Origin of the sequence: Flavobacterium sp. (assembly GCF_024305175.1) — a bacterium.
Taxonomy (GTDB): Bacteria; Bacteroidota; Bacteroidia; order Flavobacteriales; family Flavobacteriaceae; genus Flavobacterium.
Map to the genome: position 1 here is coordinate 1 of NZ_JAMWYY010000001.1, position 14,193 is coordinate 14,193.

At 40.7% G+C, this 14,193-nt stretch carries 14 protein-coding genes; 6 read left to right on the top strand and 8 right to left on the bottom strand.

Annotation, left to right across the window (positions count from 1 at the left end):
* The first annotated feature begins 118 nt into the window (after positions 1–118).
* Positions 119–2,368, top strand: a complete 2,250-nt coding sequence (locus tag Q0K96_RS00005) for a TonB-dependent receptor (protein ID WP_297331986.1) — start codon at positions 119–121, stop codon at positions 2,366–2,368.
* Positions 2,369–2,370: 2 nt separating this feature from the next.
* The gene (locus Q0K96_RS00010) at positions 2,371–2,820 is read left to right on the top strand and encodes a hypothetical protein (protein ID WP_297331987.1); all 450 of its coding nucleotides are present in this window, start codon (positions 2,371–2,373) and stop codon (positions 2,818–2,820) included.
* Here the strand turns inward: Q0K96_RS00010 and Q0K96_RS00015 are convergent, their stop codons facing one another.
* Positions 2,821–3,786, bottom strand: coding sequence for a helix-turn-helix domain-containing protein (locus Q0K96_RS00015; RefSeq protein ID WP_297331988.1), 966 nt, complete (start codon positions 3,784–3,786; stop codon positions 2,821–2,823).
* A gap of 166 nt (positions 3,787–3,952) precedes the next feature.
* On the opposite strand from Q0K96_RS00015, the gene Q0K96_RS00020 reads away from it, so the two are divergent.
* Genes Q0K96_RS00020 through Q0K96_RS00035 form a run of 4 tightly spaced genes read left to right on the top strand, consistent with a single transcriptional unit; the run spans position 3,953 to position 5,811 of the window.
* Positions 3,953–4,372 (top strand): DoxX family protein, encoded by a 420-nt coding sequence (locus tag Q0K96_RS00020; RefSeq protein WP_297331989.1) that lies wholly within the window; start codon positions 3,953–3,955, stop codon positions 4,370–4,372.
* 29 nt (positions 4,373–4,401) lie between these two features.
* On the top strand, positions 4,402–4,857 hold the full coding sequence (locus Q0K96_RS00025) for a VOC family protein (protein ID WP_297331990.1): 456 nt from the start codon (positions 4,402–4,404) through the stop codon (positions 4,855–4,857).
* Between the two features lie 36 nt (positions 4,858–4,893).
* On the top strand, positions 4,894–5,274 hold the full coding sequence (locus tag Q0K96_RS00030) for a VOC family protein (protein ID WP_297331991.1): 381 nt from the start codon (positions 4,894–4,896) through the stop codon (positions 5,272–5,274).
* A gap of 36 nt (positions 5,275–5,310) precedes the next feature.
* Positions 5,311–5,811, top strand: a complete 501-nt coding sequence (locus Q0K96_RS00035) for a DinB family protein (protein ID WP_297331992.1) — start codon at positions 5,311–5,313, stop codon at positions 5,809–5,811.
* Between the two features lie 38 nt (positions 5,812–5,849).
* Here Q0K96_RS00035 and kynU read toward each other — a convergent pair whose 3' ends face one another.
* The 7 genes from kynU to Q0K96_RS00070 form a co-directional block, all read right to left on the bottom strand.
* On the bottom strand, positions 5,850–7,127 hold the full coding sequence (kynU, locus tag Q0K96_RS00040) for a kynureninase (RefSeq protein ID WP_297331993.1): 1,278 nt from the start codon (positions 7,125–7,127) through the stop codon (positions 5,850–5,852).
* 107 nt (positions 7,128–7,234) lie between these two features.
* Positions 7,235–8,284: a tRNA preQ1(34) S-adenosylmethionine ribosyltransferase-isomerase QueA gene (queA, locus tag Q0K96_RS00045; protein WP_297331994.1), complete on the bottom strand. Its 1,050-nt coding sequence runs from the start codon at positions 8,282–8,284 to the stop codon at positions 7,235–7,237.
* A gap of 138 nt (positions 8,285–8,422) precedes the next feature.
* Positions 8,423–9,661 (bottom strand): 3-phosphoshikimate 1-carboxyvinyltransferase, encoded by a 1,239-nt coding sequence (locus tag Q0K96_RS00050; protein ID WP_297331995.1) that lies wholly within the window; start codon positions 9,659–9,661, stop codon positions 8,423–8,425.
* A gap of 11 nt (positions 9,662–9,672) precedes the next feature.
* Entirely contained in the window at positions 9,673–9,885 is a 213-nt protein-coding gene (locus Q0K96_RS00055) for a hypothetical protein (RefSeq protein WP_297331996.1), read from the bottom strand.
* Positions 9,886–9,920: 35 nt separating this feature from the next.
* A complete protein-coding gene (locus Q0K96_RS00060; RefSeq protein ID WP_223053020.1) occupies positions 9,921–10,247 on the bottom strand; it encodes a nucleotide pyrophosphohydrolase in 327 nt (108 codons plus the stop codon).
* A 2-nt stretch (positions 10,248–10,249) separates the two neighbouring features.
* Positions 10,250–12,193 (bottom strand): DUF3857 domain-containing protein, encoded by a 1,944-nt coding sequence (locus tag Q0K96_RS00065; RefSeq protein ID WP_297331997.1) that lies wholly within the window; start codon positions 12,191–12,193, stop codon positions 10,250–10,252.
* A 7-nt stretch (positions 12,194–12,200) separates the two neighbouring features.
* Positions 12,201–14,192, bottom strand: a complete 1,992-nt coding sequence (locus Q0K96_RS00070) for a DUF3857 and transglutaminase domain-containing protein (protein ID WP_297331998.1) — start codon at positions 14,190–14,192, stop codon at positions 12,201–12,203.
* Position 14,193: the final 1 nt, after the last annotated feature.

Consider the following 14,193-nt stretch of genomic DNA (forward strand, 5'->3'; position numbering starts at 1 on the left):
ACAGTTACTAATTAACAGTGATTTTAAAAGCTGTTTAATTTTAATTCAGAAAAAAGTTAAAAATATATTTTTAGACAAAACTAAATTTATAATTTTGTAATGCTAATATTTATTTTTAATGAAAAGAATTATACTTTTAGTTTTACTTACTATTTCATATTCATTATTTGCACAAACAGGTTCTGTAAGCGGCACTATAACATCTGAAGGAAATTCTGTTCCGGGTGTAACTGTTGGTATAGCAGCATTATCCGAATACACAGCCGCAGATGAAAACGGAAATTACAGTATAACCAAACTGCCTTATGGCAATTATGAAATTACCTTTAGCTTTTTAGGCTACAAGACAGAAAAAAAGAGGATAACGGTTAGCAGCTCTCAGCCTGTTGTACTAAATATTACATTACAGGAAGATGAAATGGCACTTGACGAGGTGGTTATAACAGGAACAATGAAAGAGGTAAGCCGCAGCGAAAGCCCTATACCTGTAGAAATAGTTACCGCAAAACTGTTTAAGAAGAACCCGACCGCTACCCTGTTTGAAGCTGTAGGTATGGTAAACGGCGTACAGCCGCAGCTAAACTGTAATGTTTGTAATACAGGCGATATCCATATAAATGGTATGGAAGGCCCCTACACCCTGATACTTATAGACGGCATGCCGATAGTAAGCGCATTATCTACTGTTTACGGGCTTAATGGCATACCCAATAGCATGGTAGACCGTATAGAAGTAGTTAAAGGCCCTGCGTCATCCTTGTACGGTTCTGAAGCTATGGGGGGCACCATAAACGTTATTACTAAAAATCCGGATAAGGCTCCTGTTTTTGGTGCTGACAGCTTCCTGACAAGCTGGGGAGAGCTTAATGTAGATGCCGCAGGTAAGTTTACTATCGGTAAGGCTACCTCATTGCTTGGTATTAATTACTTTAATCATAACAGCAGGATAGATAACAACGGCGATAACTTTACCGACCTTACCCTGCAAAACCGTATATCCGTATTCAACAAATGGGCATTTGAAAGAGAAGGCAACCGAGCGGCAAGCCTTGCCGCACGTTATGTTTATGAAGACCGCTGGGGCGGCGAAATGCAATGGGACAAACAATGGCGCGGCAGCGACAGTATTTATGGTGAAAGCATTTATACCAGCCGGGTAGAACTGATCGGGCTATATGAACTGCCTGTAGCAGAAAAGATTTATACCCAGTTCTCTTATAACTGGCACGACCAAAACTCCTGGTACGGCAACACACCTTACATGGCTACGCAACAGGTTGCATTTGTGCAGACCTACTGGGACAAAACTTTAGGCGACAAGCACTCGCTGTTGGTAGGGGCATCATTCCGTTATACTAAATATGACGACAACACCCCTGCTACAGCCTCTACAGATGGCAGCACCAACCGCCCCGCCGAAACACCGTTGCCCGGCCTGTTCGTGCAGGATGAATGGAAGTTGAATGAAAAACATAAATTGCTTGGCGGTTACCGCTTTGACTATGATGAAAACCATGGCAGTGTGCACTCCCCACGCGTAGCTTATAAATTTTCACCTAACACAAATAATACGGTAAGGGCGAGTTTTGGTACCGGCTTTAGGGTAGTTAACCTTTTTACGGAAGACCATGCAGCGCTTACCGGCGCACGCGAAGTAGTAATTGCCGAAGCATTAAAACCCGAACGCTCTTATAATGGAAACCTGAACTATGTTTTAAAAATACCTGCTGAAAACTATGCAGTGAATTTAGATTTTACCGGTTTCTATTCTTACTTTACCAATAAGATAGTCGGTGATTTTGACACCGACCCTGATAAAATTATTTATGATAACCTGCGGGGGCATGCCATATCTCAGGGCATATCTGTTAATGCAGATGCTACCTTTAGCTTTCCGCTTAAAATAATGGCTGGTGTTACATGGATGGATGTTTTCCAGATGGAGGAAAACGAAGCCGGAAGCCTGCAACGCATACAGCAACTGCACGCACCAAAATGGTCGGGTAATTTTATAGCTACCTATACCCTTCCTAACGATTACATTATAGACGTTACCGGTAACTGGTTTGGCCCCATGCGCCTGCCTATACTGCCAAACGATTACCGCCCTGAATATTCGCCGTGGTTTACAATAGCCAACATACAGTTTACTAAAAAATTCAGCAGTGGTATTGAAATATACACCGGTATGAAAAATATTTTTGATTTTGTACCTAAAGACCCCATCATCCGCCCTTTTGACCCGTTTGATAAATATACCGATAACCCTGTTAATAACCCTAACGGCTACACTTTTGACCCAAGCTACAACTATGCTTCACTACAAGGCCGCAGGGTGTATATAGGTATGCGCTATAATTTGTTTTAACTATGAAAAAGCTGCTTCTGCTTATAATACTTACAGTAAGTACTGCTGCCCCCGGGCAGGAATACAGGATTAGTTTTGACACCCTCACAGAAAAGATGCATCAGGAACCGAGGCATATCCTTATCAAAATTGAGACAACATGGTGCGGCATATGTAGAATGCAGGACAAGCAAATAGAGGGTGATGAAACATTACAGCAACTGCTGGGCAGTAAAGTATATTATATAACTTTTAATGCAGAAACAACAGAAACTATAAACTTTGCTAATAACAGTTACCGTTTTATACCCAATGCGAAAGGCAAAGGCAGGCACGAACTGGTAACAGCACTGGGCTGTACAGATAATGCCTACCCAATGTGGATACTGCTCTCTAAAGATTATGAAATAAAAGGTACTTTTAAAGGTTTTCTAAAAAGTGATGCACTAAAACAAATACTGCAAAAGCTATAATTACACCATTTGCCCGCTAAACTTATCACGGTACATTTTAGGTGTCATGCCCACATTTTTCTTAAACAGCGACCGGAATGTCTTTAAGTCGTTATACCCCGATTGCAGCATTACTTCCAATATACTGCAACGTGAGGTCTCTAATAGCTGTTTGGCAGCTTCAATACGCGTTTTTTGGAGGTACTCTATAGGTGTTAGCCCTGTAACCTGCTTAAAGCGGCGCACCAGGTTACGGCGGCTGGCAGGCACATCGGTAATAATTTCTTCGATAGTAGCAGCAGTGCTGTAATTTTTCTTGATTTCGTCCTGCGCCCTCCGTACGAGCTCATCGTCATGATCTTCAATGTGGGTGAACGTACCGAAATACAATTGCAGGTTCCTGTCCATATCCACAGAAAATAACTTTGCAGCCCTCACTGCCACGCTGCGGTTACAGTACTTTTCGAGCAACAACATCATCAGGTGGAAACTGTTGGTAGCGCCGCCACTGGTATAAATATTGTCTTTTTCGGTCACAACAGCTTCTGCTTGTACCTTCACTTCAGGGAACAGTCTGTAAAAAACTGGCCATGCATTTATATGTGTGGTGGCAGGGCGTCCGTTTAAAAGCCCTGTTGCCGCCAGTAAAAATGCACCTGTACAGTAACTTGCTATTGCAGCCCCCTGCCGATACTGGCTATGCAGCCAGGGTATCCATGATTTATTAGCCTGGATATTATTGGCAATGGCATCATCTTTAAAAGCGGGTATAAAAAGTATAGTATATACATCTCCCTCTACAGGGCAAACCGCCGAATAACTGCCGTAGCTTACAGCATCTTGCTCATCTTTGCACAGCAGTTTTATTTCAAAAGGTTTCTCGAGCCCGTCTTCTTCGTAAAAACTGTTTACCGAATCAAATACGTCAAGCATAGCTGCCACGCTTAACAGCCTGTGGTTACGGCTTAGTACTATACCTAATTTCATAGCTGTGGATTTAATTTCAAATATAAAAGATTTTTGTCCTGTATGCCCCTCCTGATTGACTTTTTACACAACCCTTTGTTGCAACTGATTAAAATATATTTGTATCAATGGTTAGTAAATGAATTTATCGTAAATTTTTACTCAAATCATTAACAATTATAAAACTATGAAAAAAATCCTTTCACCTTCATCTATGGGTACCGATGCCGCCACGCTCTTACTGCGGCTGTTTTTTGGCGGTATGTTTGTTTATTTTGGCTACGGAAAGATTGCCATGTACAATGAAATATTGCCGCAATTTGGCGATATAATAGGTATTGGCTCAGAACTTTCGTTTCACCTGGTAATCTTCTCTGAGTTTGTCTGCGGGCTGCTGATACTACTCGGGTTGGTAACACGGTTATCGGTAATACCCGTTTTCATCACTATGATAGTAGCTTATTTTATTGCCCATGGGCAGGATGATTTTCAGGCCAAAATGCCGGCATTTATATTCATGGTATTATGCATACCAGTATTTATACTGGGCAGCGGCAGGTACTCTTTAGATTACCTCATTTTTAAACCTAAAAAAAATAACTCGTAAACACATTATTAACTATAAAAACAATTACTATGAAGCAATTAAATCCTTATCTGAATTTTAATGGCAATACCGAAGAGGTATTTAACTTTTACAAAAGTGTTTTTGGCGGAGAATTTACGCAAATAATGCGCTATAAAGATGTGCCTGCCGATGTACCTATGGATGGTTGCGTAGATGAAAACAGTAACGCTAACACGCAAGATATTGGCGACAAAATAATGCACATTAGTTTACCTGTTGGCAAGAGCATACTAATGGCAACAGATGTGCCGCCCCACATGGAGCAGGCAAAAGCAGGAAGCAACATATTGCTGAGCATTAACGTTGAAAGCAAAGAGGAAGCCGACAGGGTATATGCAGGGCTAAGTGAAGGCGGACAGGCTATAATGCCTATGGCTGACGCTTTTTGGGGCGATTATTTCGGGATGCTGACAGATAAATTCGGTATACAGTGGATGGTTAACTTTAATGAAGCCTATCAATAATTAATGCTGTTTGTTCAACTAAAAATTAAAAAAACGATGTTACAGGACTGTAAAGCATTCAGTAGTTTTTCTACTGATGATATTGCAAAAACAAGACAGTTTTATGAAGGCGTTCTCGGCTTAAAAGCTACCGAGGGCATGGGCGGAATGGTGCTCGATTTCGAGATGAACGGCAGCGTAACGTTTATAATCTATCAAAAGCCTGACCATCGCCCGGCTGATTTTACCGTATTCAATTTTCTTGTGAATGACATTGAGGAAGCTGTGGCTTCCTTAAAAGAAAAAGGTGTTGTATTTGAAAGTTATGATAACGAGAACATTAAGACTGGTGAAGATAACATCTTTAGGGGTGAGGGGCCATTAGTAGCTTGGTTTAAAGACCCTTCGGGTAACATACTAAGCCTGGTGCAGGAGTAAGAGCAGGAGTTTAATCATCAGATCAATCAAAAAATCATGGATAATAGTATAGCTGCGGAACTCGATAAAGCAATGCATGAAACAATCTTATTAATCAGTTCTGCAAATGAAAGCAAGATTAATAAAATTCCCTTTAAGGGTAGCTGGACTGCGGCGCAAACCGCAAGACACCTCGTAAAAGCAGGTAACGGTATGGCAGAAATGTTTAGTACGGAAGCTCCTAAAGCCAATCGTGTGGCCGATGAGAAGGCCGCAGAGCTAAAAGGAATGCTTTTAGACTTCGACCTTAAAATAGAGTCTCCTGATTTTATTGTACCGGAAGACAAACAGTACAGTAAAGAAGAACTTATTAGCCAAACTGACAAAATAAGAAAAGAAACAGTTGAGGTACTAAAAACCGCACAGCTTGACGAAATACCTAACACAGACGAAGGCAACCCCTTAAAAGGTTATACAAAGCTGGAGCTGCTGCATTTTGCTGTATATCATACACAAAGACACAACAGGCAGATAGCAAACATCCTGAATGCACTTTAAATAGAAACTCCAGCTTTTGCCGGAGTTTCTATTTATAATTAATGCGATAAAATACCTTGTTTTAATATCTGCCCGAATTCATACATATCTTCGTATGAAGAATAAAACGGTACAGGCGCCAGGCGTATAACGTTAGGCTCACGCCAGTCGGTTATTACGCCGTTCTTCATCAGGTAGTCAAACAGCGACCTTCCCTCACCATGCAGGAATACCGAAAGCTGGCATGCACGCTCCTTAGGGTGAGAAGGAGTTATAATCTCAAAAGAGCTGTCAACCTCTTTATCAATTTCATGTAGTATAAACTCAAGGTATGATGTTATGCAGTCGCGTTTTTGTATAAGAGCAGGCATCCCCACCTCATCAAACATTTCTACCGAAGCAAGGTATGGCGCAAGCGAAAGCACCGGGAGGTTACTTACCTGCCAGCCATTGGCACCGCGAACCGGATCGAACTCAGGTTCCATTAAAAAGCGGCGTTCCTTGTTATGCCCCCACCAGCCTGCAAAGCGCGGAAGGTCGAGGTCATTATGGTGCATTTCGTGCACAAAAGCACCCGATGCATTGCCCGGGCCTGAATTCATGTATTTGTAGCTGCACCATGCTGCAAAATCTACATTCCAGTTGTGCAGGTCAAGATGAACGTTACCTGCGGCGTGTGCAAGGTCCCAGCCCACATAAGCACCTGCATCCTGCCCTGCCTTAGTTATGGTTTCCATATCAAACACCTGTCCTGTGTAGTAATTTACGCCACCAATAAGTACAAGAGCCAGCTCGTCACCTACCTCTTTTATTTTATCAAGCACATCTTCAAGGCGGATGTTATGCTCGCCCTCTCGCCTCCTGATCTCTACAATGGCATTTTCAGGCTCATAGCCATGAAAACGGACCTGGCTGCGTATCATGTACTGGTCGCTTGGGAAAGCTTTTTCCTCACAAATTATTTTAAAACGTTTTGGTGTGGGCCTGTAGAATGTAACCATAAGCAGGTGCAGGTTTACCGTAAGGGTATTCATTACCGTTACCTCTCCCGGCAGTGCCCCCACTACTTTACTTAGCGGCTCCTGAAAACGCTCATGATAATCCCACCAGGGTTTATCGGCATAAAAATGGCCTTCTACTGCCAGCTTTGCCCAGTCGTCCATTACCTCATCTACATAGGCTTTGGTGCGTTTTGGCTGCAGCCCGAGCGAGTTGCCGGTAAAATATATAACCTGCTTGCCGTTTACATGCGGAAAAATAAATTCGTCCCTGTATTTTGCCAGTTTATCTTTAGCATCAAGCTGGCGGGCAAATTCACGTGTATTCTGAAATTCCATTTTTTGCTGTTTGTTGTTGGGTTGTAAAAATATAACAAATAAAAAAAGGAATAAAATAAAAAATCCTGCACAAAGGCAGGATTTTGTTATGATTATACTATTTGCAATTACAAGATAAGCATTGCATCTCCATAGGTGTAAAAACGGTATTCTTCTTTAACGGCTTCTTCATACGCCTTTTTCATTAAATCATGGCCCATAAAAGCAGAGATCATCATCAGCAGTGTTGATTTTGGTGTGTGGAAGTTTGTAATCATACAGTCTGCCACGCTAAAATCGTATGGAGGGAAAATAAACTTATTTGTCCATCCCACATACGGGTTAAGTGTTTTTTGCGATGACACAGAACTTTCCATTGCACGCATACTGGTAGTACCCACTGCACAAACTTTTTTCTTGTTTACCTTGGCTTTGTTTACAATATCACACGCTTGTTGGGTAATGATAAGCTCCTCGCTGTCCATTTTATGTTTAGAAAGGTCTTCTACCTCAACGGGGTTAAAAGTACCAAGACCAACATGCAGGGTTATCTCGGCAAAGTCTATACCTTTAATTTCAAGCCTTTTCAGCAGGTGCTTGCTAAAGTGAAGCCCGGCAGTAGGCGCGGCAACCGCACCCTCTTCTTTAGCATAAATAGTCTGGTAGCGCTCTGCATCTTCCGGCACCACCTCACGGTTTATGTATTTTGGTATAGGAGTTTCTCCCAGTTCTTTAAGTTTGTTCCTGAATTCTTCATAAGAACCGTCATAAAGAAAACGCAGCGTACGCCCACGGCTCGTAGTATTATCTATAACTTCTGCCACAAGCGAATCATCATCACCAAAATAAAGTTTGTTACCTATCCTTATCTTACGGGCAGGATCTACAAGCACATCCCACAAACGCTGCTCAGAGTTAAGTTCCCTTAACAGGAAAACTTCAATCCTTGCCCCTGTCTTCTCTTTATTACCATACAGGCGTGCAGGGAAAACCTTAGTGTTATTAAGCACCATTACATCGCCTTCGTCAAAATAATCCAGTACGTCTTTAAAAAGCTTATGCTCTATAGTCTTGGTTTTTCTGTCAACCACCATAAGGCGCGACTCATCCCTGTTATCGGCAGGAAACTCGGCTAATAATTCTTTAGGAAGGTTAAAATTGAAGTTTGATAATTTCATTTGTTCAGCTTTAATTTTCAGTGCTGTGGCACCTAATTTTTGTGAGGTGCAAATATACTACTGCAAAACAGGCGTTGTCAAGTGTTTTGCAATATATTTATGCTTTAAATGTTTACTGAAATTATCTTTCATATAAAACTATGCCTTTTTACAGGTAAAGCCAAGTTTAGCTATATCATCCCAAAATGCCGGATAGGATTTAGATACCACCCCTGCATCTTTTATAATAAGCCCGGTTTTTAAGGCAAGCGGGGCAAACGCCATTGCCATACGGTGGTCGTTATACGTTTCTATGGTAACGGGCGTTTCTCTCTTCTCATCCCATTTAAAAGGATTCAGCATTAAGCTGTTATTAGTTACCTGTATATCTGCACCAAATTTTTCAAGTTCGGTTTTAAGTGCTGTAAGCCTGTCGGTTTCCTTAATTTTAAGCGTGTGCAAACCTGTCAAGCTACAGCCTGTACCAAACCCAAAACAGGTTACAGCGATTGTCTGGGCAATGTCGGGGGTGTTATTGAGTTGAAAGTTAACAGTTGACAGTTGACAGCTGTCCTTCTTTAATGTGATTGCATCGCCGCTGAATGTTGTAATAACACCAAACTGCTTATAAATTTCAGCAAGGGCGCTGTCGCCTTGGTTACTATCTTCAGTAAATGATGAAAGTGTAATTTCAGCTCCCGGTTTAGATAAAGCTATTATGCTGTAATAATAAGATGCCGAGCTCCAGTCACTCTCAATAGTGATTGGAGATTTAAGATGTAAGATTTCAGATTGTGGATTTATGCGAATGATATTTCCTTCGATGCCTGCCTTAATGCCAACTTTTACTAATAAATTAAGGGTCATATCAATATAGGGGCGTGAAGTAATTTCCCCTTTTAGGACAATTGTAAGCCCCTTTTCAAGGCGGGCACCTATCAGCATAAGGGCAGTAATATACTGGCTGCTGATGTTGGCATCAATTTCTACCTCGCCTCCTGAAAGCTTTTTGCCTTTTATACGCAATGGCGGATAACCTTCATTTTCTTCGCATGATATGTCGGCTCCCAAAGTCCGCAATGCGGTTACTAAAACGCCTACAGGCCGTTCTTTCATTCGCTGCGAACCGGTTAAGATAACCTCACTGCCTTCGTGAATGGCGAAGTAAGCTGTTAAGAACCGCATTGCCGTACCGGCATGATGAACGTCTACTACAGGCGAATCCGACTGAAGCGCCTTCTGCATTACAGCGCTATCATCAGAATCGGAAACATTATCAACAATAATATACGGAAACAGTGCCTGTAAAAGCAACAGGCGGTTACTCTCGCTTTTGCTGCCGGATATGGTTATGTGCGCAGGCTTAACTAAATCTGTTTTTGGCAAAAAGACATCCATTAGTTATTGTACTATGTATTGCCTTTTTTAGCAGCTTTTTTTGCCTCCAGCTTTTTACGCAATGGCTGAATAATAAAAATATCGGCAAGTGACATAGCAACGGTAAACATAATAATATACCTTATTTTTGCAGCAGTCTCCACATCCATAAATAATGTTGTAAGCCAACCCAAAGGTGCATATACTAATATACCCGCAATGCTATTAGCCATCCATTTTTTCATAACAATCGTAGTTTATTACCTATAAAGATACAAAACTATTTAAGCTTTTCATTATTATGGTGCCTGTCGTGGTCGCGCTTGCTTTTAAGTGCCATTTTTTTATCAAAGGCTTCCTGCAGGTTTACCCCTGTCTGGTTAGCAAGACACAGTACCACAAAAACAACATCGGCAAGCTCTTCGCCAAGATCTTTGTTTTTGTCGCTTTCTTTTTCGCTTTGCTCGCCATAACGACGGGCAATAATACGGGCAACCTCTCCTACTTCTTCGGTAAGCTGTGCCATATTGGTAAGCTCATTAAAATAACGCACCCCATGCTCTTTTATCCAGTTATCTACATCCTGCTGGGCATTTTTTATATCCATGATTATATCCTTTTAAGTACTATTTTCTCATTTTGCTTTTCTATAACATTTTTATAAAAATTGCGTATTGTATCATAATATAACTGAGAAACCAAACTATAATTGATATTAAGCTGCATAGCCACCTGTACGACGTTGTCTTTTGCAGCTATGCTGTATGCCATGTCGCCTATACCCTCTTCCATAGCTATGGCTACAGACTTTGGTAATGATTCTATCTCATATCCGTCGGGTAATGTTATAATGAATATATTTTTATATAGCTTGGGATATACAAAGCTAACAGGATATTCTCTTTTCTCCTGTTTTAGCGGGTTCTCCTGCGCAGTCATAAAAAGCAAAGGGTTTAGGTACATCCTGTCACCTATAATTTCGGCAGCATTATTATATGTAAAAGAGTAGTCTTCAATAACCGGTTCTGACAGGTTTGAAGTCTCTTTCAAAAGAAAATCGCTTACCAGTAAATTATTATACTTCCTTTCGATTTCCGCTATCCGGTTTATACTTTTCTCAGAAGAATGTTCCTCCCTGTAATTAAGGGCAGACTGGTTAGTGTACTGCGACCTTACCCTTCCTGTAATGTTTCCTTTATCATCAACCACTGCCGAAAGTGTGGCAGCCTCCAGAGATTTCTTTTCAGGTTTTAGGTCAATTTCTTTATAAGTTCCGTTTTCCCTGATTAAAGTGCCATACCAGTTAAGTGCCCTTTCCGGCAAAATGCCCGGACAGTTATATTTAGATGTGGCATCTAAAAGCACTGTTTTACCTCCTATCTCTGCAGCAGCCACAACATAATTAAACCCCGACATACCGGGGTATAGAGAGATACCATTATCTCTTGTGCTGACCAAAACCGGGTTTGCATCTATACCGGCACTCCGCAGCATTGCAATAAGTATAAAATTTATTTCGGCGCTGTTGCCTGTTTTTTCCTGATAGGCCTCTTTTACACCTTTATCGCAATAATAACGGGAGTCTTCGTTCCACATCATGCGCTTTTGTACATACAAAAAAATAGCGTTTGTCTTCTCTGTTACTGTATTTATTCCGGCAAGCAGTGCATCTAAGTCATCTTTAAAGTATCCTGTCCTGCCCAGCTCTTTACCAAAATCATCATCTTTATAAATTTCTTTGGCTACATCGCCCCAGGTACTCGAAAAATGTTTTTCCGGTTCACCCTCATAACGTATGTACTCCAGCTCATAGGCAATAGCTGCCCGGTAGTTATCTATATTATCTATAAACGGTTCTTCTTTAACCGGTTTAATATCAGTTGCAGTATAAGTTACGGTAACATCATTATATATCGTTTTACCCAGCACCATTTTAGGCTCAGATGCTTTAACATCCTTTATGTATCCTTTAATATAACGCTGATAAACAAAACACGATGGTATTGCTACTTTATAAGACATATTATTGACAGGAATTTCATACTGAAAATACCAGTCCCTGAAACTGAATATAAAAGGTGTCCTGATGGTGTATTTAAATTCGATAACACTTCCGTCTTTTACGTCAGGAAAGGTTATTTTTTTAATACTTACTTTTTCATTAAGCTCTTCTTTAAACTTCCCTTCTTTGTTTACACTTGTTTTGTTCACCTTTCCGTCAACAAGGTTATAAGTGGCGGCATTTGAATAATTAACACTCATTTTTTTTGATTCTGATAAATATCCAAGTTCATGCGTTGCATACTCTACACCTGATTTATTGTAGATTTTAATGCGCATTTCTACCTCTGTAACCATGGTCCATATGCCGGAATTTACCACAAAATAAGTATAGCCTGCCTTATTGAGTATCGCAGCAGGGGCCGATGGCTCTAACGGATGTTTCTGTTGCTGAAGTTCTTCAATACTTACCCGGCCCAATTTAAAATCCTGGCTGTTTGCTGCAAAAGCAGACAGCAGGATATGCAACAGTACATAATATTTTAACCTCATGGAATGCTTACAGCTTTTTAAGTACTATCTTTTCGTTTTGTTTTTTAACCATATCTGCAAAGAACGCTTTTAAGCCAATGTAATATTCAGGGGCTACTGTAGCAGTATTCATTTCTTTGGTAACTACAATCTGTAACTGGTTGTTGGTACTGGCGGCGCTAAACCTGAAGCTGCCTATTTTTGCAGGCATCTCCATCTGAACCGGCTCAGGCAGGGTTTCAACTGTATAACCGTCAGGCAAGGTAAGGCTGATGGTATATCTTTCCTGCGACGGATAAATAAAATCAATAGGATAATTGCGTGATTCCGACTTAAACGGGTTCTCTGTCTGGGCAAAGAACAACATAGGCGATATATACATTTTTCCGCCAATTATTTCCACAGCATTACTAGTCGAAAAATTATATGACTGTGTAAGCGGTTTTGTATTATCATCCGCTTTTACAGTATTATAATCGCTTATATCTACATTTTTGTATGCAGCCTGCCCGTCAGTCTTTTCATTAAATAAAAAGGCTTTATAGTCATATCGCTGGTCCCTCACCTGTCCTTTTATAGAACCATCTGCCTGTATAGTACCCATAACTACCACTAACTCTTTAGAGTTTACCAACGGTGAGAGGTTAACTTCTTCCGATGAATAATTGTCTTTAATAAGCCTGCCTGTACCGTTAAGAGCTCTTACCGGCAAAAGCCCCGGTTTAGAGTTTTTATCGGTAGCATCAAGATATATACGCCCGTTCGCCGACTCTACAGTGGCAATAACATAATTAAATTCGTCTCTGTTGATAAAAGAAACCTGCCCGTTATCCCTTGTGCTTAAAAGTACAGGGTTGGCATTTATGCCTGCCGAACGCAGCATGGAAATCAGCATCAGGTTAATGTCGCCTGCACTGCCCGTTTTAGAGGTATAAGCTTTAGTTACCCCTGTAACGGCTTCATAGGTATTCCTGCCATTATAAGCCATACGGTCTTTAACAAAGGTATATATAGTATTTATTATTTCGTCCTGCTTCATACCCTGCTTTAGCAATGGCTGTAAGTCTGCTTCAAAATAACCTTTTTCCTTAAGCTGTGGTCCAAACGCACTTTCACCATAAATTTTTTGCACTACCGTAAACCAATCGGTTACATAGTTCTTCTCTATCTGGTTAGGAAGGTTTGTCTTTGCAAGTTCATGCTTTACATACGACGTGTAATTCTTAATATTATCTACATAGGCTTCATCCTTTAAAGGCGGAACATTTTCTGCAACATACTTTTTGCTGATTTCATAGAATGTTATAGAACCTGTCTGGTTTTGCAATGAACCATTAACGGTGCCATACCCTCCTTTTGCAGACCCGTTGGAAAAGCGCTTTGTTACTTTAACCGTTTCCTGGGCTTCCTGAACAGGAAGATATGGGCTTAAGATACGGTTGTATGTAAAGTATTGCGGAAAATTTATTTTATACTCCATATAATTAATCGGCATCTCTCCCTGAAAATACCATGTAGGTATTGTCCTGAAAAACGGCGACTTTATCTGGTAGTGATATTCTATAACGCTGCCCTCTTTTACAGCAGGCAGTGTTATTTTCTTAATTTTATAGAATTCGTTATACTCTTCTGTAAACTCATTTTCCTTTCGCGCCTTTGTTCTTTCTACTCTGCCGCCTTCTGTGTTATAAGTATATGCCTCTATAAGGTTCACTTCTTCCTGACTGCTGCGTGCTCCGCCGGTATAAAAAGGTATCTCTATATTTGCAGTATTATAACCTTCTTTAGCGTAAATTTTTATTCTGGCCTTAACATCGGTCACCAAAATCCAGTCGCCCGCACTGTCAAAATCAAAATAGGTAGATCCTTTCTTATATAAAATTACGGCACCGGCAGATGGGTATTGCTTGTTTTGCTTTTCAAAAACCTCTTCATCTTTTACTTTGCCAAATTCAGAATCCTGTGCAAATGCAAGCACTGTGTAAATAATAAACACAGCGGTAAAAATTATCTTTTTCATT